General features: G+C 28.3%; 20 protein-coding genes. 13 read left to right on the top strand and 7 right to left on the bottom strand.

Going from position 1 to position 19,613, the window contains the following annotated elements:
* Positions 1 to 677, bottom strand: a 677-nt coding sequence (locus tag F811_RS0105810) for an Rpn family recombination-promoting nuclease/putative transposase (RefSeq protein WP_020004339.1), incomplete at its 3' end; no start/stop codon positions are given.
* A gap of 319 nt (positions 678 to 996) precedes the next feature.
* Positions 997 to 3,156: an ankyrin repeat domain-containing protein gene (locus F811_RS0105805; protein WP_020004338.1), complete on the bottom strand. Its 2,160-nt coding sequence runs from the start codon at positions 3,154 to 3,156 to the stop codon at positions 997 to 999.
* 121 nt (positions 3,157 to 3,277) lie between these two features.
* Here F811_RS0105805 and F811_RS0105800 point away from each other — a divergent pair, with 121 nt between their 5' ends.
* Positions 3,278 to 4,207, top strand: a complete 930-nt coding sequence (locus F811_RS0105800; protein ID WP_020004337.1) for an Rpn family recombination-promoting nuclease/putative transposase — start codon at positions 3,278 to 3,280, stop codon at positions 4,205 to 4,207.
* A gap of 109 nt (positions 4,208 to 4,316) precedes the next feature.
* Complete coding sequence (gene hydA, locus F811_RS0105795; RefSeq protein ID WP_020004336.1) at positions 4,317 to 5,756, top strand: dihydropyrimidinase; 1,440 nt, start codon at positions 4,317 to 4,319, stop codon at positions 5,754 to 5,756.
* Between the two features lie 288 nt (positions 5,757 to 6,044).
* Here hydA and F811_RS0105790 read toward each other — a convergent pair whose 3' ends face one another.
* From F811_RS0105790 to F811_RS0105770, 5 genes are read right to left on the bottom strand one after another with little or no spacing between them, the layout of a single operon-like run.
* The gene (locus tag F811_RS0105790) at positions 6,045 to 7,094 is read right to left on the bottom strand and encodes a sulfate/molybdate ABC transporter ATP-binding protein (RefSeq protein WP_020004335.1); all 1,050 of its coding nucleotides are present in this window, start codon (positions 7,092 to 7,094) and stop codon (positions 6,045 to 6,047) included.
* A gap of 23 nt (positions 7,095 to 7,117) precedes the next feature.
* Positions 7,118 to 7,786: a molybdate ABC transporter permease subunit gene (gene modB / locus F811_RS0105785; protein ID WP_020004334.1), complete on the bottom strand. Its 669-nt coding sequence runs from the start codon at positions 7,784 to 7,786 to the stop codon at positions 7,118 to 7,120.
* 13 nt (positions 7,787 to 7,799) lie between these two features.
* The gene (gene modA, locus F811_RS0105780) at positions 7,800 to 8,588 is read right to left on the bottom strand and encodes a molybdate ABC transporter substrate-binding protein (RefSeq protein ID WP_020004333.1); all 789 of its coding nucleotides are present in this window, start codon (positions 8,586 to 8,588) and stop codon (positions 7,800 to 7,802) included.
* A 26-nt stretch (positions 8,589 to 8,614) separates the two neighbouring features.
* Positions 8,615 to 9,091 (bottom strand): MogA/MoaB family molybdenum cofactor biosynthesis protein, encoded by a 477-nt coding sequence (locus tag F811_RS0105775; protein ID WP_020004332.1) that lies wholly within the window; start codon positions 9,089 to 9,091, stop codon positions 8,615 to 8,617.
* Positions 9,063 to 9,512, bottom strand: coding sequence for an MOSC domain-containing protein (locus F811_RS0105770; RefSeq protein WP_020004331.1), 450 nt, complete (start codon positions 9,510 to 9,512; stop codon positions 9,063 to 9,065). Before F811_RS0105770 ends, F811_RS0105775 begins: the two co-directional genes overlap by 29 nt.
* Before the next feature lie 166 nt (positions 9,513 to 9,678).
* Between F811_RS0105770 and xdhC the strand changes: the two genes are divergently transcribed.
* From xdhC to F811_RS0105715, 11 genes are all read left to right on the top strand, one after another.
* Positions 9,679 to 10,539, top strand: a complete 861-nt coding sequence (xdhC, locus tag F811_RS0105765) for a xanthine dehydrogenase accessory protein XdhC (RefSeq protein WP_020004330.1) — start codon at positions 9,679 to 9,681, stop codon at positions 10,537 to 10,539.
* 39 nt (positions 10,540 to 10,578) lie between these two features.
* Positions 10,579 to 11,790 carry a molybdopterin molybdotransferase MoeA gene (locus F811_RS0105760; RefSeq protein WP_020004329.1) on the top strand — a complete coding sequence of 404 codons (1,212 nt, stop codon included), beginning with the start codon at positions 10,579 to 10,581 and terminating at the stop codon, positions 11,788 to 11,790.
* Positions 11,774 to 12,571 (top strand): GTP 3',8-cyclase MoaA, encoded by a 798-nt coding sequence (locus F811_RS0105755; protein ID WP_020004328.1) that lies wholly within the window; start codon positions 11,774 to 11,776, stop codon positions 12,569 to 12,571. Before F811_RS0105760 ends, F811_RS0105755 begins: the two co-directional genes overlap by 17 nt.
* A 24-nt stretch (positions 12,572 to 12,595) precedes the next feature.
* Positions 12,596 to 13,048 carry a cyclic pyranopterin monophosphate synthase MoaC gene (gene moaC / locus F811_RS0105750; protein WP_020004327.1) on the top strand — a complete coding sequence of 151 codons (453 nt, stop codon included), beginning with the start codon at positions 12,596 to 12,598 and terminating at the stop codon, positions 13,046 to 13,048.
* A gap of 94 nt (positions 13,049 to 13,142) precedes the next feature.
* On the top strand, positions 13,143 to 14,444 hold the full coding sequence (locus F811_RS0105745) for an L-cysteine desulfidase family protein (protein ID WP_020004326.1): 1,302 nt from the start codon (positions 13,143 to 13,145) through the stop codon (positions 14,442 to 14,444).
* Between the two features lie 147 nt (positions 14,445 to 14,591).
* The gene (locus F811_RS0105740) at positions 14,592 to 15,071 is read left to right on the top strand and encodes a chemotaxis protein CheW (RefSeq protein WP_020004325.1); all 480 of its coding nucleotides are present in this window, start codon (positions 14,592 to 14,594) and stop codon (positions 15,069 to 15,071) included.
* A 5-nt stretch (positions 15,072 to 15,076) separates the two neighbouring features.
* Positions 15,077 to 15,433: a 30S ribosome-binding factor RbfA gene (gene rbfA / locus F811_RS0105735; RefSeq protein WP_026364360.1), complete on the top strand. Its 357-nt coding sequence runs from the start codon at positions 15,077 to 15,079 to the stop codon at positions 15,431 to 15,433.
* A 36-nt stretch (positions 15,434 to 15,469) separates the two neighbouring features.
* Positions 15,470 to 16,465 (top strand): DHH family phosphoesterase, encoded by a 996-nt coding sequence (locus F811_RS0105730; RefSeq protein ID WP_020004323.1) that lies wholly within the window; start codon positions 15,470 to 15,472, stop codon positions 16,463 to 16,465.
* 24 nt (positions 16,466 to 16,489) lie between these two features.
* Positions 16,490 to 16,981: a ribonuclease HI gene (rnhA, locus tag F811_RS0105725; RefSeq protein ID WP_020004322.1), complete on the top strand. Its 492-nt coding sequence runs from the start codon at positions 16,490 to 16,492 to the stop codon at positions 16,979 to 16,981.
* A gap of 182 nt (positions 16,982 to 17,163) precedes the next feature.
* A complete protein-coding gene (locus F811_RS0105720; protein ID WP_020004321.1) occupies positions 17,164 to 18,204 on the top strand; it encodes an ABC transporter permease in 1,041 nt (346 codons plus the stop codon).
* Positions 18,204 to 19,610, top strand: a complete 1,407-nt coding sequence (locus F811_RS0105715; RefSeq protein ID WP_020004320.1) for an ABC transporter permease — start codon at positions 18,204 to 18,206, stop codon at positions 19,608 to 19,610. Before F811_RS0105720 ends, F811_RS0105715 begins: the two co-directional genes overlap by 1 nt.
* The last annotated feature ends 3 nt before the right edge of the window (positions 19,611 to 19,613 follow it).

Genomic DNA, 19,613 nt, shown 5'->3' with positions numbered 1-19,613 from the left:
TATAGATACGCTTCTCTTTTATCGTATTCATTCATCATTAATCTATCTTTAATAAAGTTATTGTATCTTTTTTGTACTTCTTCCATTATAGGTTTTTCTTTTACTAAATCTGACATTATAACCTCCTTATTATCTTTTTCTTTCATTGTAAAAAATTTAAGCCAACAGTTTAAATCGGGCTGTAATAAATTATATTGAAATTTTTTGAGTTCAATTATATGAATTTGTAAATGGTCTGTTAATAATCTATTATTAATAGTATCATAAATCATATAGCATGAATGAATATTATTTGAATCATCTAAATTGAAATTAAGTAAATTAATACTAATTACAGGAGTTAAAGCATCATATTTTTCTCCATGCTTTAATAATTTACTATAATTTGAAGCCCAATAATATAGTATGCGTTCTGGAAATCTTGAATTACCTTGTAACTGTATTTCTATAATGACAACCGTACCATTTTGAGTTATACACTTTACGTCAGCAATAGTTTCTTTATCTTCGTAATTTTCCTTATAATTAAATGGAGTAAGTATCTCTACACTTCTAAATGTCTTCATATTAGAATCAAGCATTATAGAATTAATAAAGTCAAGCAGTATTAAATTACTGTCTGGTGATGAGAATAGATATCTCACAAAATAGTCATTTAAAACATTAATATTTCTCATAACTTTATTATACCTAAACAACTATAATTTGTCAATTTTGAATTATTAATAAATGTAATTATAAATTATAAATAATATAAAGTATTATTAATTATTAATAAAATAAGTTTTAAATGTATTGTAATAATTATATTTTAGTTAAAAATGCAGTCTTTCGCGACTGCGGGCTGTGCCTGCTTCTTTGGGTCACCAAAAGAAGTGGGGGGTCGGGGGCTAGTCCCCGAAAATATTAAAAATATAAAAACTAGTTTTTAACAAACTTAAAAATTTGCAGTATATACTAAATTAACTATAAAGTTACAAGTTTAATCATCAAAATTTAGTTTCTATTTCTTTGAGCTTTTTTTAGAATACCTGTAATTTTTCTAAGTTTAAAATACTCTGCCATATCTAAAGCAGTATCTCCATGGTCATTTTCTATATTTACATCGGCTCCTTTTTCTACTAGAAATTTAACATATGGTTCAGCAAACCTTGATCCTGATGATGCACAAGCCCAAATTAAAGAAGTGTATCCATTATAATCTTGAGCATTAATATCTGCACCTTTTTCTAATAAAACTTCAGCTAATTTTATACGATATTCCTGAAAACTTTTATTATTAAAATTACCTTCACCCATACCAAGATATATCAAAGGAGTATATTGGTCTTCATTTTTTATGTTTACATCAGCACCTTGCTCTATTAAAAAATTAGCTATTTCAAAGTCTAGTATATCAATACTTCCTTCATCTGAAGTATCAAGAGTTTTATTTAAAGCTGTGTCTCCTTTATTATCTTGGGCATTTATATTGGCTTTTTTTGAAACTAAATATTTTATTACATCTATATTTCTTTCAGGACTATAGTCACATGCTGATATTAAAGCAGTACTTCCTCCTTTATAAAAGTTTACATCAGCACCATTTTCCACTAATAATTTTACTGTTTCTAAATTATTTACACCATATATTAAGGCTGTATTTCCATAATTATTGAAAGCATTTATATTTGCCCCTTTTTGTATTAGAAGTTCTACCACTTTTATATTATGAAGTTTGGAAGCATACATTAAAGGTGTCTCCCCATGATTATTTTTTACATTTATATCAGCACCATTATTTATTAAAAATTCTGCAACAGATGAATTTTCATCATATCTAGATTCAATATGTTCATAATCTAATGAGAGTAATAGGGGAGTTACTACTGAGCTATATTCAGAATGTGTTTTGGCATTTACATCGGCACCTTTTTCAACTAAAAATTTAACCATATCATAGTCATTTCTTAAAGCTGCTATCATTAAAGGAGTATAATCATAATCAGGAGGATAATCCTCCCCACCCTTTATTCTTGATTCTAAGTCAAAACCATTTTCTACTAATACTTTAAACATTTCTCTATTTTGTGCCAATGCTGTTGAAGGTCTATAAGATTTATCAAGAAGTGATGCTCCATCATTGTTTTTAGTATTTACATCAGCACCGTATTTTATTAATAAATTAAATATTTTTTTAGCATTTTCTAGTCTTTCTTCTTTTTCGTAAAGATCATAGCGAATATTATAATATAATACAGTGTTTCCATCATTGTCTTTAGTATTTATATTGGCACCATTTTCTAATAAAAATTTAACCATTTCATAGTCTCCGCTTAGAGCAGCGTACATTAATACTGTAATACCGTATTCATCTTGTGTGTTTATATTTGCACCTTGTTGTATAAGTAATTTTGAAATATCATAATTTCCATCATCATTAGCAATCATTAAAGCTGTTTTGTTTTCATTATTTGCTGTATTAGGATTGGAACCTTTATCAAGCAAATATTTAACCATATCATAATCTTTTTTATAAACAGCAATCATTAAAGGAGTATAATCATAATCAGATCTATCCGCCTTTATTCTTGACTCTAAATCAAAACCATTTTCAACTAATATTTTAAACATTTCTTTATTTTTATCAAAAGATTCTGAAATTCTATAGGATACATCAAGAAGAGATGCTCCTTCATCGTTTTTGGTATTTACATCAGCACCATATTCTATTAATAAATTAAGTATTTTTATAGCATTTTCTGTTTCATTTTCTTGTCCGAAACTATTATGCTCAATAGTATAATATAATGCAGTTTCTCCTGATATATCTCTAATGTTTATATCAGCACCATTTTTTAATAAAAATTCAACCATTTCATAATTTGTATCTCTAGCAGTATACATTAATGCTGTAGCACCTGCTTTATCTCGAATATTTATATCAGTACCTTCTTCTATAAGTAATTTTGCTATATCATCATATCCGCATACAGAAGCATTTATTAAAGCCGTTCTATTATAAGAATCTAATGCATTACAGTTTGCATCTTGCTCTAAATATGATTTAACTTTTTTTATATTATTATCTTCTACAGCTGAAAATAACGATTCATCTAAAGTTTTAGAATATAAAATAATATTAAACAAGAATAATATAATAAATACTTTTTTCATATATACCCCCATATGTTTATCGCATATGATTGTATTCTATATTTAAAATTATTTTCTGTCAATGATATAGTTTTTTTGTTTTATAAATTGCTATTAATGAAATTTTTAGTATAATTAAGTTATGAAAGAGATTAACAGACTTAATGATTTATTTGTACGATATCTAATTGGTACTGAAGGCGATGAAGATATATTAGAAAATATTGTTAATGCTGTTTTAAATGATGTTGGATTTGAATCTGTGAGTAATCTTGAAATAATCAATCCTTACAATTTAGCAGAAAATGAAAACTTAAAAGAATCAATCCTCGATGTTAAAGCAAAAACCAAAGATGGTAAAAAGATACTCATTGAAGTACAGTTAGTTGGAAATAACAATTTTATAAAAAGAATATTATATTACATAGCTAAAAATATAGCTTCTGAGTTAAAAGAAAGTGATTTATATATTGGTATAAGTCAGATGATTAGTATTAGTTTTATTAATTTCAATTTGGATATAGGAAGCGAAACTGATATAAGAAGAGAGCATAAATGTTTAACATTTGCTGATGTCAATAATCCTAATATTAGACTTGACGATTTACAGATACATTTTATAGAAATTAAAAGATTTGCAGAAATATTAAAAAATACTAGTATAGATGAATATAATAGGAACAAACTTTTATCTTGGATTGATTTTTTTACTACGAAAGATTTAGAGAAAGATATTGATAAGTTAGTAGGAGGTAACGGTATCATGTCTAAAGTAATAGATAAATATAAAAGATTTGTAGCTGATGAAAAAGAAATGTCAGCGTATAATGAAAGAGATACTTTTCTTTACGGACAGGCTGCTATGCTTCAGTATGAGAGAGCAGAAGGAAGAAAAGAAGGTATAGAAATAGGTTTTCAGAAAGGTATAGAACAAGGTATAGAACAAGGTATAGAACAAGGAGAAATAAATAAGTCAAAAACTATAGCATTAAACCTAAAAAATATGAATATGAGTATTGAAGATATAAGAAAAATAACGGGTTTAACTATAAAAGAAATAGAAGAACTATAATAAAAAATTATGTACATCTGATAATGAATATAGTTTTTGTCAGATATTTTTGCGATTAAATTTTTTATGTATAAATAATAAATAAAAGTTATAATTATAGGACTATAATATGAAAAAAATTATTATAAAAAATGGTACTGTAGTTAATGCTTCAGAAACTTATAAAGCTGATGTATTAATAGAAGATGAAAAAATTTCTAAAATAGGTGCTGATTTAAAATGCGATGATGCTGAGATTATTGACGCTTCAGGCAAATATGTAATGCCGGGCGGAATAGACGTTCATACACATATGAATATAGACGTTGGTATAGGGCGTGCGGTTGATGATTTTTATACTGGTACTGTCGCTGCTGCTTGCGGAGGTACTACTACTATAGTTGATCATATGGGGTTCGGACCTAAAGGCTGCGATGTATTTCATCAATTAAAATATTATCATACTATCGCTGACAATAAAGCTGTTATTGATTATAGTTTTCATGGAGTTTTGCAGCATGTTGATGAAGATGTGCTTAAAGGTCTTGAAGTATTAGCCAAAGAAGAAGGTTTGCAAAGTACAAAACTTTATTTAACTTATAACTACAAAATAGAAGATGATAATATTGTAAGAGTACTAAAAAAAATGAAAGAGCTTAATGCTGTTTCTGCTTTTCATGCTGAAAATCATTATGTTATAGAGTATTTAAAAAAGAAATTTATTGAAGAGGGTAAAACTTCTGCACATTATCACCCTATAAGCAGGCCTCCTGAAGCTGAGGCAGAGGCAGTTAATAGAATTATACATTTATCTGTTATAGCTGGAAATGCTCCTGTATATATAGTGCATACTTCTGCTGGAAAGAGTGTTGATGAGATAGTTAATGCGAGGGCTTTGGGTCATAAAAATATTTTCTCTGAAACTTGCCCTCAATATTTGGTTTTGACAGATAAAGAGTACGACAGAGAAGACGGACTTAAATTTGTAATGTCTCCACCTTTAAGAAAGAAAGAGGACAGCGAAAGATTGTGGAAAGCTATTGCTCAAGGACATATTCAAGTTATAGCAACAGATCATTGTCCGTTTAATTATGAAACTGATAAGGTTAAAGGAAAAGATAATTTTACTAAATGCCCTAATGGTGCAGGTGGAGTAGAGGAGAGATACCCACTAATGTTTTCTGAAGGCGTTATGAAAGGAAGAATAACAATTAATAAATTTGTTGAAACTTTATGCTATAATCCAGCTTTGATATACGGACTTTATCCAGAGAAAGGTGCTATTATTCCGAATGCTGATGCTGACATTACTATAATAGACCCTAATAAAAAATCAGTTATTACAAAATCAAATATGCATGGAGCATGTGATTATACAGCTTATGAAGGAATGGAGCTTTTATGTTCTGTTGCCACTGTTATATCAAGAGGAAAAATAGTATTTAAAGATAATAAGTTTTTAGGCAGTAAGGGAGACGGAAAGTTTATAAAGAGAAAAACTTTAGATAATTATACCGACTTTAATAATCATTTCAAATTGGGTGATTATATAGATATTGACTGTAATTAAAAAATTATAATAGACTTGTTTCAAAACTAAATTTATTAATATTTATAAATTTTTAATTTAATATTTTTAAATTATAGTTGGGGCTTTGCTGCGAAGCACACAGTCGTGCCAAACCCCACTTCTTTTGGTGACCCAAAGAAGCATACGAAGTACGCCTGCGGCGAAGGACTGCATTTTTATATACTAAAATAAAAAAATATACGATATGTAAGACATAATATTCATAATTTCAAAATTATATAATTTTATACTTAATATTGTTGAGTAGTTTTGAAACAAGTCTATTATTTATTTTAAAAATATAACATTATCAATATCAAAACTCAAATTTAAATCATTTCCTTCTTTATATCTACTTTTATAATTTTTTTTATCAAGTCTCCATGTTATTTGAGTATTTGTATTGATTGGTACTGATGTTATAATATAGGAAAACATATCTTCTGTAATGTTTGTTATTTTAGATTTTATATATATGTTATTATTGTTATTTAAATCATAGTCAAAAAATGAGTACGGACGTATGCCTATATAGTTAGTATTTTCAATATTTTCTTTATCCTCTTTTAACGTTATTGTAATATTCCAGTCTGAGCATTCTATTTTTTTATTTGGAAGTAATTTTATTTTTGAGAAGTTTTTATATCCTGTTAATAATGCTGAAAAATATGTCTTTGGATTTTCAAAAAGATTGTATTTAGAATCTATTATATCAAATTTACCTTTATTAATTATTCCTATGTTGTCGGATAGTCTGTATGCTTCATCTCTGTTGTGTGATACGAATAGAGTAGTTAGATTAAACTCTTTTATACTAGATGATATGAATTTTTCCAATTCCCATTTTATATGATAATCCAAAGCACTCAAAGGCTCATCAAGCATTAATATATTAGGAGATGATACGAATATTCTGGCGATTGCTGTTCTCTGCTGTTCGCCTCCTGATATTTCTCTTGGCTTTTTATTTCGTATATCATATATAAAAAATTTTTTCATTATGAAGTCTATATTATGATTTATTTTTTTATCTCTTATTCCGCATTTAATATTTTCTTCAACAGTCATATTTGGAAATAATGCGTAATTTTGAAATAAAAAACCTACATTTCTTTTCTGAGGTTTTATATTAATTCTTTTTTTGGAATCATAAAAAATTTTTCCGTCAAGTTCTATGTATCCGCTGTCTGGATTTTCTATCCCAGCGATGCATTTTAATGTCATGCTTTTTCCGCTTCCAGATGCACCTAAAATAGAGAATACTCCTCCTTTTACTTCAAACTGCAAATCTAAATTGAAATTAGATAATTTCTTTTTTATATCAACTATTAAACTCAATATAAACCGCCATATATTTATTTTTATAATCTTTTTTTAAAAGTATTAGAAATAGGCTGTATCATATTCATAATCATAATGCTAATAAATGATATAGCAACTATTATCATAACCCATTTAAAAGCAAGCTCTCTGTCTCCAGCCTGTACTGCAGTATAAACAGCAAGCGACATAGTCTGAGTTTTATTTGGTATATTTCCAGCTATCATTATAGTAGCACCAAACTCTCCTAAAGCCCTAGTAAAAGATAGTATAGTACCTCCTAATATAGAATGCCAGCTGTTTGGTAGTATTAATTTCCAAAAAATCCAATTTTCTGATTTTCCTAATGTTCTCGCAGCATTTATTATATTTTTATCTATTTGTTCAAAAGCTCCTTTGCTTGTTCTGTACATTAGAGGAAATGATACTATAAAAGAAGCCAATACTGCACCTCTAAGTGTGAATACAAATGGAAAGCCTAATTTCTCAACTACACCCCCTATAAAAGAATTACGCCCGAAAAATAATAAAAGAAAAAAACCCACAACAGTAGGGGGAAGTACTAGAGGAAGTGTAAATATTATATCAAAAAGAGATGAAAACTTTTTTATTTTTACTGCTATAATAGCGGCATATATTCCAACAAAAAAAGTAATTATTGTGGAATAAAATGCCGTTTTTATAGACAGTATTAACGGAGTATATTGCATAATTGATGATTTCTTATTGTATTACAGTAAAGCCATAAGCTTTAAATGTTTCTATAGATTTGTCAGATGATATATAATCTATAAACTTTAAAGCTTCTTCTTTATTTTGAGAAGATTTTATTACAGCTATAGGATAAATAACTTTTTTATGTGTTCCTTCAGGGGCTTCAGCTATTATATTAATATCTTTTGCTATTTTTGCATCAGTGGCATAAACTATACCACAGTCAACTTCTCCTATCTCTACCCAAGAAAGTACATTCCTAACATCAGAACCATAAACTGATTTTTGTTTAATAGTATCAAGTATAGATAAATTACTTAATATCTCTTCTGAATACTGACCTACAGGTACGCTTTTAGGCTCTCCAAGTCCTACTTTGGAAACATCAGAATTTGTTATATCTGTAAATGATTTTATATTTAATTTTGAATTACTCGGAGCAATTAATACTACTTTATTTTCAAGCAAATCTTTTCTTGTATTAGTATCTATCAAATCTTTTTGCTGTAATGCGTCCATTTGTTTTTGTGCGGCTGAGAAAAATATATCGGCTGGTGCTCCTGATTCTATTTGAGACTGCAATGCTCCAGATGATGCAAATGAAAATGTAACTATAGTTCCCGTTTCTGTTTTATAATTATTAGCCAATTCTGTAAGTACATCGGTTAGGCTTGCAGCTGCCAAAACCAAAATTTCTTTATTATTAGATGATGAAGTTTTATTATTATCAGTATTTGAAGAACTGCATGATATAAATAGATATGATATTATTAAAGTTATAAGTATTAATTTTTTCATAAATTACACCTTTTATATATTTTTATTTAATGACCTTCGCCTTTAATCATACTTACTATATGTTCCAAAATAGGTATTATCAGATTAGTGCAGTACTCAGCCCCTTTTTCGCTTCCGGGAAAATTTACTACAAAAACATTATCATTAATACCAGCATACATTCTTGAAAGAGAAGCAAATATAGTTTCTTTCATAGATTCTTGTCTTAAATAATCAGACACCCCTCTTACTTCCTTTTTACAAAAACTTTCTGTAGCTTCTGGAGTTACATCTCTTTTTGATAAGCCTGTTCCTCCCGTTGTGATTATTATATCAAATTTTTCTTTATTTTCTTTTAAAGTGTTTAATATAATATCAAATTCATCTGGTATAATAATTTTTTCTATATTTGTAATTTTATTTTTTAATTTTTCTTTAAGAGTTCTTATTATAACAGCACCAGATTTATCTTCATATATTCCTTTATATGCCCTGTCAGAAACAGTAATAACAAGTATCTTCAAGATTTACTTCTCCTCCCTTAATAACCCTTGCAAATATTCCTCTTTTAGGCATAATGCAGTCGCCTACCAAATTTTTTATATCGCAGCCTTTATGACATTCTTTACCTATTTTTGATACTTCTAATATTGTATCGCCTATATATATTTTAGTACCTAAAGGCAGAGTAAAAAGCTCTATTCCTCCGGTAGTAATGTTTTCTGCAAAATCTCCTGCTTTAAGAGTGCTTTGCATTTTACTGTTTGTATATTCAATATCTTCAATGGCCAATATAGAAACTTGTCTGTCTTTTAATTTATTAAAATGAGCGTCATTTAGTACGCCTTTATCTTCTACTAATGTGATTTTATCAACTGGAGTTTTTACTGTACCTGTATTTTTAGATATATTTAGAGAAATGAGTTTAAAATATTTCTTTTCCATATATTATCCGTTTATTTTTCATTTATTTTAAAACTGCTATTATTTAGAAGTTTATACAAAAAAGTAAAATATTCAATATTATAATAAATTTTTTTTAGAATTTTGTTTAAAAATTGAAAAAAATTTATTATAATATTATTTGAAATTAATTTGATGGTTAGAGTAAATGAATAATAAATATATATTGGATAAGGCATTAGAGTTTATAGATAATAATATTGAAACAGAGCTTATAAAAATAGATAAAACTTCAGGCTCATCTCCAAGGACATTGGACGCTTTTATGATAGTATACAATGAAGATAATAAGCAAAAAACTATAGGTACAATTGGAGGGGGTATATTAGAATTTGAGGCGGTGAAAGATGCTTTTGAGTTTTTAACTAAAAAAGAAAATTATAATAAAAAGTATAATTTAAGCCCTGAGGCTTCTGGCGGAATAGGTATGGTATGCGGGGGTAGTGTAGATATATCTTTTACATATTTGAACGGCAATAAAGATTTTATAAATACTCTAAAAAAAGAAATAGAAGATAAAGAAATAAATGTTTATATATTTGGTGCGGGTCATGTATCTTTTGATTTGGTAGAAGTTTTATATAAAATAGGATTTAACTGTATCGTTATAGATGATAGAGAGGAGTTTGCAAATAAAGAGAGATTTCCTAATGCATATAAAGTATTGGCAGAAGACTATAATAATGTATTTGATAAAATAAATATTACAAATAAAGATTATATAATTATAGTAACTAGAGGTCATGCTGATGACTATATAGTAGAAAAAAATGCTCTAAAAACAAATGCTGCTTATATTGGTATGATAGGGAGTAAGAATAAAATAAAAACCCTTCATGAAAGATTAAAAAAAGAAGAAAATTATACAGATGAAATGATATCGAGAGTGCATGCTCCTATAGGTTTGGCAATAGGGGCAGAAACTACAGAAGAAATAGCAATAAGTATAGCAGCGGAACTTATACTTACTAGGGCTATATCTGAAAACAGAAGAAAAATAAAAAAATGATTTTTTGTTTAAGTTAAATATTTATAAATGGGAATTGTTATGGGAAGAACTTTTTTGCATCCGAATGAGGCATTGGAATTGGTATTAAAAAATTGTGAGGATTATGGTAATGAAAAAATATCCGTGCTTGATTCTTATAATAGAGTTTTGCTTAATGATATTTATGCTTTAAATGATGATCCTCCTTTTAGTAAATCTTCTATGGATGGGTATGCTTATAAAAAAGAAGATGAGAATAAAGAAAGCTATATTTTAAATGAAGATAAAGTTATATACGCAGGTTTTTGCGATAAAATAAGTATTGGCAGCGGTGAATGTATAAAAATAATGACTGGTGCTATGATACCAGATAATTGCAATGCAGTTCAGAGGGTGGAGTGGACAGAAGAAAAAAAAGAAAATGGAACAACGATTATTAACTTTATAAAAAAAGAGAATAGTAATAATATCATAGAAAAAGGTAATAATAAAAAATCTGGAGATAAAATATTATATAAAAAATTCTTACTTCCAAAAGATATTGCCATACTTGCAGGATTCGGATATAGCAATATAGAAGTAAAAAAGAAAATTAATACTGCTGTTATATCTACAGGCAATGAGATAGCAAATATAGGCGAAACTTTGAAAGATGGACAAATATATGATGCTAATGCCCCTATGCTTGTTTCAAGGACTTCTGCCTTATCATGCTGTAGTAAATTTTACGGAAAAGTTAATGACAATGAAAAAGATATAAGAGATATACTCTCAAAAGCATTAAAAGAAAATGATATTATACTTATAAGCGGCGGTGTATCTATGGGTGATTTTGATTATGTGCATAAGGAGCTTATTAATCTCGGAGTTAAGCAGATATTTCATGGTATTGCTATGAAGCCCGGTAAGCCTTTATTTTTTGGGAAACTCGATAAAAAGGCTGTTTTTGCTTTGCCTGGTAATACAGTTTCTTCTTTTATGACTTTTGAGATAATGGTTAAGCCATATATATTAAAATGTTTAGGTCTTGAATATGATAATAATTATACTAAAGCTGTACTTTTAGAAGATTTTAAAAGAAAAGATACTGAAAGACTTGAGTATATACCTGTAAAATTATTTTATGATGAAACTAGATTATCAGTAGAACTTATTAAATATAATAACTCTTCTATGATATCGTCCTTTTCTGAGGCTAATGGTATATTAAAAATAGATATAGGATTTTCTTCTATAGATAAAGGGAGTATAGTCGATGTTAGATTCCTTTAATAGAGAGATAAATTATATACGAGTATCAGTTACAGATAGATGCAATTTAAGATGCGTATATTGTATGCCTGAAGAGGGTATTATAAAAAAATCTCATAATGAAATACTTACTTTTGAGCAAATATACAGCATTGTTAAAGAGGCTTCAGAGCTAGGTATAAAAAAGGTAAGAATAACAGGCGGTGAGCCTTTAGTTAGAAAAAATATTGAAGAGCTTGTATCTATGATTAGAAGTATAGAAAAAGTAGAGATAATAGCTATGACTACAAATGCTGTTTTACTTTATAGTTTAGCAGAAAAATTAAAAAATGCAGGTCTTGATTCTATAAATATATCACTTGATACTTTAGATAGTGAAAGGTACAAACATATTACAAGAGGCGGAAATATAGATGATGCTATTAAAGGTATAAATAAGGCTTCGGATTTGGGATTTAAATTAAAAATTAATACTGTAGTATATGATGAGAAAAGCAGAGAAGAACTGCCATTATTAAGAGATTTTGCAAAAAGTGTCAATGCTGAACTTCAAACTATTCAATGTTATGATATTAATAAACAAAAAGAGGACGCTTTGGAATATGATAGACCTGCAAAATGTAAATACTGCAATAGAATAAGGCTTTTATCAGACGGATATTTGTTAAGCTGTCTTCATAGTAATATAAAATTTAAGATAGATTTTGATGATATAAGAGGCTCTATAATAAAATGTATTGAAGGAAAACCAGAAAATGGTTCTTATAGTGATGTAAAGTCTGTTAGTATGATAGGCGGATAATATTATATAATAATTGAGGGTGATATGAGTAATAAATTAACACATGTAGATAAAAACGGTAATGCCAATATGGTGGACGTGGGAGATAAAGATATTATAAAAAGAACTGCAGAGGCTGTTGGAAAAATATATTTATCAAAAGAAACTCTTAAATTAATAGAAGAAAATAATATAAAAAAGGGTGATGTAATATCGGTAGCTAGAATTGCTGGTATAATGGGGGCAAAACAAACTTCCAATTTGATTCCTTTATGTCATAATATTAATATAGAAAATGTATCTTTGGATTTTACTTTAGAAGAAGACGGAGTATTAATAAAATCATATTTAAGATGCAGCTATAAGACTGGCATAGAAATGGAGGCATTGACTGCTGTTAGTATTGCCGCACTTACTATATGGGATATGTGTAAGGCTGTTGACAAAAATATGAGAATATCTGATATTACTTTACTTTCAAAAACAAAAGAGATTTAGTATTAATATATTTTTAGTTTGATTATCATAAGTTTTTATTATATAATATTTTTGATTAGAATTAAATAGCATTAAAACTTATGGGTTATTAAAAATGAATGAAAAACTTAATAGATTAACTTCTCTAATAAAATATGATATGAAGCCAGCATTAGGAGTTACAGAGCCTGCTGCTATAGCTTTTGCAGTATCGAAGGCTAGAAGTTATACTAAAGGCGATATAGAAAGTGCTGAGATAGTATTAAATTCTGGTATATATAAAAATGCTTTTACCTGCGGAATACCAAATTCAAATGAATTCGGTAATCTATTTGCCGCTGCTTTAGGTTTAGCTGCAGGAAATTATGAAAAAGGCTTGGAAGCATTGGAAGATGTAAAAGGTGAAGATAATGATAAAGCTAAAAAGTTAATAGATGAAAATAAAATAAAAATTGTACTTGGAGATATGAGCTCTAATATATATATAAAGGCTTCTGTTAAAACTAAAACTGATACTTCAGAAGTTATTATAAAAGATTATCATACTAATATTGTTAGTATAAAGGTTAATAATACTGTTATATTTAATAAAGAAGATGATGAAAAACAAGAAGCTGAAAATGAATCAGAAAATATTTCTTCAAAAGAGATACTTGATTATACGGTAAATGATATATTAGAGTATATAAATAATGTTAGTATAGAAGATATAGCTTTTATAATGGAAGCACACAAAATGAATATAGATTTATTTTATCTATCTTTAGAATCAAATCGTACAGATATAGCAAAAAAATTATTAAAAATGAATAATAACACCGTGTTTTCAGATGATGAGATATGTACAGCACGTTTACTTACAGCAGGGGCAATAGAGGCTAGAGTTTTGGGACTTAATAAGCCTGCTATGAGTATTACTGGAAGCGGGGCACATGGTATAATATGTACTATGCCTTTATATGCTTTATTTAAGGTTAATAAACTTAGTGATGATATTTTGCTTAGAGCAACAGCATTGAGTTTTTTGATAACTATGTATATAAAAGAGCATTCTGGAAGACTTTCGGCATTTTGCGGATGCGGTATAGCTGGAGGTACTGGGGTGGCTTGTGCTATAGGGTATTTAAAAGGTGCTGATTATAAAGAGATAGTTCATATAATTAATAATATGTCAGCGGGAATAACTGGAATGATATGCGATGGAGGAAATCAGGGCTGTGTTATGAAGGCTATAGTTGCTTTGGATGCAGGATTTAGAGCGGCAGAACTTTCTTTAAGCGGCTCTTATATATTTCCTATTCATGGTATAAATGCTAAAACTCCAGAAGATACTATGAGAAATATGGGGCTTATAGCTTCAGAAGGTATGGTAGAAACAGAAAAAACTATAATCAAAATAATGGAAAGTAAAAGTTAATTATATCGATAAAAAAGTGACTATTAATTTTTAAATAGATTGTATTTTTATTAAATATGATATAAAATGTTTATTAAAGAACAATAAAATTACTTGACTTATGTACATTATATATTATAATTTATAGTACGATTTAAAGGAGTTAACATGAGTAGTGCTATATCAAATCAAATACTTGTATTTAAGATAAATAACGAATTATACGGAATAGATATCCTTAAAGTTCAGGAAATATTAAATTTTATGCAGCCTTCGCCTATACCAAATTGTCCAGAATATTTAAAAGGTATTATTAATTTGAGAGGTACTATAATTCTTGTTATAGATTTAAGAGCTAGATTCCATTTTGATGAACCTATGAATCCAGAAAACTGTGTAATTGTTGTTGTTGCTATAGGTGATAAAAAATACGGATTAGTTGTTGACTCTGTATCTGATGTTCTTACTATAAATAGTGAAAATATACAGGAAGATATAGATATGCATGTTGGTATAGACAGCAGATATATAATGGGATTGGTAAAAGCTAATGAGCAGATGATCATTTTAGTTGATATAGATAAAGTATTTGTTAAAGATGAACTCGATGATTTAAGTACTGCTGTTAATAATTCTATAGTAAAATAATATATATGTCTTCGCATAGAATACTTAGAGTAAATGAAAATATTAAGCAGACTCTCTCTATGATTATAATGAGGGAGATAGAAGATCCTAGAATTAAAAATAATCTTGTTACTATTACAAAAGTAGATACAGCTAAAGACTTGAAAAATGCTAAAGTTTACTTTGTATGCCTTAATGAAGATAAACAAAATGAAGTTCTTAATGGTCTTAATAGTGCTAAAGGTCTAATATTTTCTTATCTTAAAAAACAGCTTACTATTAGATATGTTCCTAATCTAACATTTCATTATGATAAAAATTTGATAGAAACTAATAAGGTATTAACTGATATAAAAAATTTAAATATACCTGAAGATAATTAATTTATAAAAATACTACATATATTAAAGGCTTATTTAATGTCTACTGATAATATAAATACCACAAAAAAAAATATAATAGAAAGATTATCAAAAGCTCAGAATATTACAATAACAGGGCATAGAAATCCAGACTGTGACTGTATATGTTCTGGTCTTGCTTTATCTTTGATTATAAAAAATCTTTTTAATAAAGAAGCTATTGTAGTTAATACTGATAAAATGCAAAGAGATTTGCATAATGTTTTATTTGTTGATAGAGTAATTTTTGAAGTTAATGAAAATAATATTCCTAAAAAAGATGTTTTGGTTATTTTGGATTCTGGAGATATAGACAGAATAGGCTGGATTTCTGATATTACAGATGAATATAATGAAGTAATTTTTATAGATCATCATAAAGTTAGAAATGTTAAAGGTGTTACTATGTTTTATGATGATACTTCAGCTGGTGCTACTTGCGAGATAATAGTTGATATATTTCAGGACTATTTAGATAAATTTGATTCTTATATAGCAACACTTCTTTACTGCGGAATTTGTACAGATACTGGAAGTTTTATATTTAGCAATACTACAGAGAGAACGCTTCTTTATGGTTCAAAGTTAATGAAAATAGGCATTATACAGGAAAATCTTGGAAATGTTGTAAGAAAGAGATATACTAGAAACGATGTAGCTGCCTTAATGGAAATATATAAAAGAATGGTAATAGACTATGACAGAAAAATAGGCTATATATGTTTGGAAGATACTATTTGCGGTACTAGTATAAAAGAGCTTGGAGTTAGTGCTTCAGATACACTTATACAAATGGAAGATGTGCTTATAGGATTTATAATTCATGAAGGTGAGGATAATTTTAGAGTAAGCATTAGAAGCAGATGTTCAAAAGATATCAGAGACGTTGCAGAAAGTTTCGGAGGAGGAGGACATCCTAAAGCATCTGGATTTTATGTTTCAAAAAAAGATTATACAAAAGAAAGATTAGTTGAAGAGATAAATAATAAATTAATTGGTTTATTAGCTTCTTAATATATTTTAATCTAATAAAAAATCATGACAAGAGATAATATTATAATATATACAGACGGCGGATGCAGAGGTAATCCCGGGCTTGGAGCTTGGGGAGCCATACTTATAAGCGAAAAACATAACTTGCGTCTTGAAATAGGTGAAAGCGAAGATAATACCACAAACAATAGAATGGAGATGAAGGCTGCTATTAAGGCACTTGAAAGATTAAAACATTCTCATAATATTAAATTATATAGCGACAGTGCATATTTAGTTAATGGTATGACTAAATGGATATACTCTTGGCAGAAAAATAATTGGATAAAGAGTGATAAAAAAACTGTTGAAAACAAAGAATATTGGATAAGATTAATAGAACTTTCAAAAAAGCATGATATAGAGTTTATAAAAGTAAAAGGGCATTCTAATAACAAAGAAAATAACCGTGCTGATGAAATAGTTAATATTTTGATGGATAAGCATATTGAAAGCGGTAAAACTTCTTCATTTAATGAAAAAACTCAGTATTGTTAATATATTTCTTTTATAATAATAATTAAAAACTATTGCTGTTTTTTAGTTTTTATCTAAAATAAAAAATTAATTATTAAAGCAATTCTAATATATAAAATTAAATAATTAACATAATTAAATTAACATAATAATACTTTACAATTTTTATTATTTTTAGTATAATGCTTTGAAAGGATTGTATTGTGTTTACTTATTTTGTTATAAAACGTATATTAAAAGGCATAATCATGTTTATAATACTGATGTTTATGTCATCTGCTATATTCAATACTGTAAGCGAAAAAACTCTAAAATCCCAGATTGAAGAAAATATCAATGCAGAGGTTAGAGGGCTTAGCAATATGCGTACCGAAGATATAGAGAATTTTATCAAAGAGAGAAGGGCATATTACTATGATATATATTGGCTTAATAGAAGTATAGGGGAGAGAATATTTATACGTGCTGTTAATACAATAACTTTTCAATTTGGAAAATCAGCCATTATGATGGATTCAAATGGAAGCAGAGAAGTTATAAAAATAATAGGGGAGGCACTTCCTCGTTCTATAATACTTTTTACAACAGCTTCAGTTATACAAATGATAATAGGATTAATAATAGGGCTTATAAAGGCAAGAAAAGCTGGAGGACTATTTGACAGAACTACAAGCATTATTACTATGATAGTATACGGCATGCCTACTTGGTGGCTTTCTATGATACTTATAATGGTATTTGTTTATAAGTTTAATTTATTTCCTTCTGGAGGAGTACATTCAATACCTGTTCCTACTGGTATAATGTATTATTTAGATATGTTGTGGCATATGTCTCTGCCTCTAATTACATTAACGTTAATAGGTTTTTGGGGGCTTTCATTTGTAGTAAGAAACATAGTATTATCTACTTTGCAGGAAGATTATATAATGGCTGCACGTGCCAGAGGGATATCAGAAAAATCAGTTTTACTCGGGCATACTTTAAGAAGTTCAGCTCCTCCAATAGTTACTATAACATTATTAGGGCTTCTTGGTTCTATTGCAGGCTCTATTATATTTGAGGGTATATTTTCTTGGCCTGGTCTTGGTAATCTTTATTGGATATCAGTTCAGCAAAATGATATACCTGTTTTAATGGGTAATTTAGCTATAACTACTGCACTTTATCAGTTTGGACTTGTAGTGCTTGATATATCTTACGGATTTTTAGATCCTAGAATAAAAGTAGGAGGCAAGCTATAATGAAAAATAATATAATTAAAAAACTTGCTCCATTAATAGAGTTTTTTGAAGAGTTTAAAAAAGATAAAACAGGTGTTATAGGTTTGTGTATATTAGTTTTGGCAATATTAGTATCATTATTTGAGCCTTTGCTTTTAACCTATAAAGAAGCTCCTAAACGTTGGAGAGATATAACATATTGGCAGGATAACCCCGCTTCAGCAGCACCAGAATGGCTTAATTTTTTTCAGAGAGAAAAATCAGCTATTACTACAGATATCAGTCCTATAAATATTGAAACTAATTATATAGACAATCAATTAACCTATAAAGCAGTATTTGAATATGATTATAAATTTGATAAATCCCCAGTTGATTTAATTTTTCATGCAAATGTAAATGGTTCATCAGCAGCAGTATGGACTGTTACAAGACCAGATGGAGCAATGATTACATTATCAGATAGTTTACATAATATAAACGGTGATTTGAGAATATCAGCCTTTAATGATTCAAAAAATAGAATATTTAGGTTTTACAGGGATTCTGTACCTAGAATGCTTGCAAGACAGATTGATACTCTTACTACCAATCCTATGAAGATACTTTTTAATACCAAAAAAGATGATATGGCTAAAAACTTTTTAGCTTTAAAAGGCATTTACAAATTTGAAGTTTTTGTAAAGTTTTCGGATAATAATAATACGAGTTTTGAAAATCCATATATGGTATTAGTAGGCTCTATGTCTGGTATAATGGGTACAGATAATATGAAGCGTGATATATTTTCAGGGCTTGTATCTGGTCTTAAATGGGCATTATTTATAGGAATAGCTACAAGTTTTATATCTGTTATAATTGGAGTAATATATGGAATAGTGTCTGCATATTTCGGAGGAATAGTTGATAATATTATGCAGTTTATTTATCAGATATTTATAGGTATTCCAGTTTTACCAGTGATGATAGTTATGAGTGCGATATTTAAGCCAAGTATATGGACTATGATAACAATGATGATATTTTTCTCTTGGACTGGTTCGGTTATGACAGTACGTTCTATGGCTATGCAGCTTAAAGAAGAAACCTATATTGAGGCGGCACGTACAATAGGGGCAGGGCATTTTAGGATAATATTTAATCATTTAGCTCCGCTTCTTCTTCCTTTTTCATTTGCTTCTATGGCTTTAGCAGTGCCTTCTGCTATAGTTTATGAATCTTCTTTATCATTGCTTGGACTTGGAGATGCTTCCATAGTTACTTGGGGACAGATTCTGCATGATGCTATGAAAGGTTCTGCGGTGTTATCAGGTCTTTGGTGGTGGATAATACCTCCGGGAATATTAATTGCTATTTTAGGTATGTCATTTGCATTTTTGGGTTTTGCTTTGGATAAAATACTTCACCCTAAATTAAGGAGCAGATAATAA

The sequence above is a fragment of the Brachyspira innocens ATCC 29796 genome (assembly GCF_000384655.1).
Classification (GTDB): Bacteria; Spirochaetota; Brachyspiria; order Brachyspirales; family Brachyspiraceae; genus Brachyspira; species Brachyspira innocens.
This window is presented reverse-complemented; position numbering and strand designations above follow the sequence as displayed.

Coding starts and splice junctions, on each gene's coding strand:
- F811_RS0105805 (WP_020004338.1), bottom strand. CDS start 3,156: ATGAAAAAAGTATTTATTATATTATTCTTGTTTAATATTATTTTATAT.
- F811_RS0105800 (WP_020004337.1), top strand. CDS start 3,278: ATGAAAGAGATTAACAGACTTAATGATTTATTTGTACGATATCTAATT.
- hydA (WP_020004336.1), top strand. CDS start 4,317: ATGAAAAAAATTATTATAAAAAATGGTACTGTAGTTAATGCTTCAGAA.
- modB (WP_020004334.1), bottom strand. CDS start 7,786: ATGCAATATACTCCGTTAATACTGTCTATAAAAACGGCATTTTATTCC.
- modA (WP_020004333.1), bottom strand. CDS start 8,588: ATGAAAAAATTAATACTTATAACTTTAATAATATCATATCTATTTATA.
- F811_RS0105770 (WP_020004331.1), bottom strand. CDS start 9,512: ATGGAAAAGAAATATTTTAAACTCATTTCTCTAAATATATCTAAAAAT.
- xdhC (WP_020004330.1), top strand. CDS start 9,679: ATGAATAATAAATATATATTGGATAAGGCATTAGAGTTTATAGATAAT.
- F811_RS0105760 (WP_020004329.1), top strand. CDS start 10,579: ATGGGAAGAACTTTTTTGCATCCGAATGAGGCATTGGAATTGGTATTA.
- F811_RS0105755 (WP_020004328.1), top strand. CDS start 11,774: ATGTTAGATTCCTTTAATAGAGAGATAAATTATATACGAGTATCAGTT.
- moaC (WP_020004327.1), top strand. CDS start 12,596: ATGAGTAATAAATTAACACATGTAGATAAAAACGGTAATGCCAATATG.
- F811_RS0105745 (WP_020004326.1), top strand. CDS start 13,143: ATGAATGAAAAACTTAATAGATTAACTTCTCTAATAAAATATGATATG.
- F811_RS0105740 (WP_020004325.1), top strand. CDS start 14,592: ATGAGTAGTGCTATATCAAATCAAATACTTGTATTTAAGATAAATAAC.
- rbfA (WP_026364360.1), top strand. CDS start 15,077: ATGTCTTCGCATAGAATACTTAGAGTAAATGAAAATATTAAGCAGACT.
- F811_RS0105730 (WP_020004323.1), top strand. CDS start 15,470: ATGTCTACTGATAATATAAATACCACAAAAAAAAATATAATAGAAAGA.
- rnhA (WP_020004322.1), top strand. CDS start 16,490: ATGACAAGAGATAATATTATAATATATACAGACGGCGGATGCAGAGGT.
- F811_RS0105715 (WP_020004320.1), top strand. CDS start 18,204: ATGAAAAATAATATAATTAAAAAACTTGCTCCATTAATAGAGTTTTTT.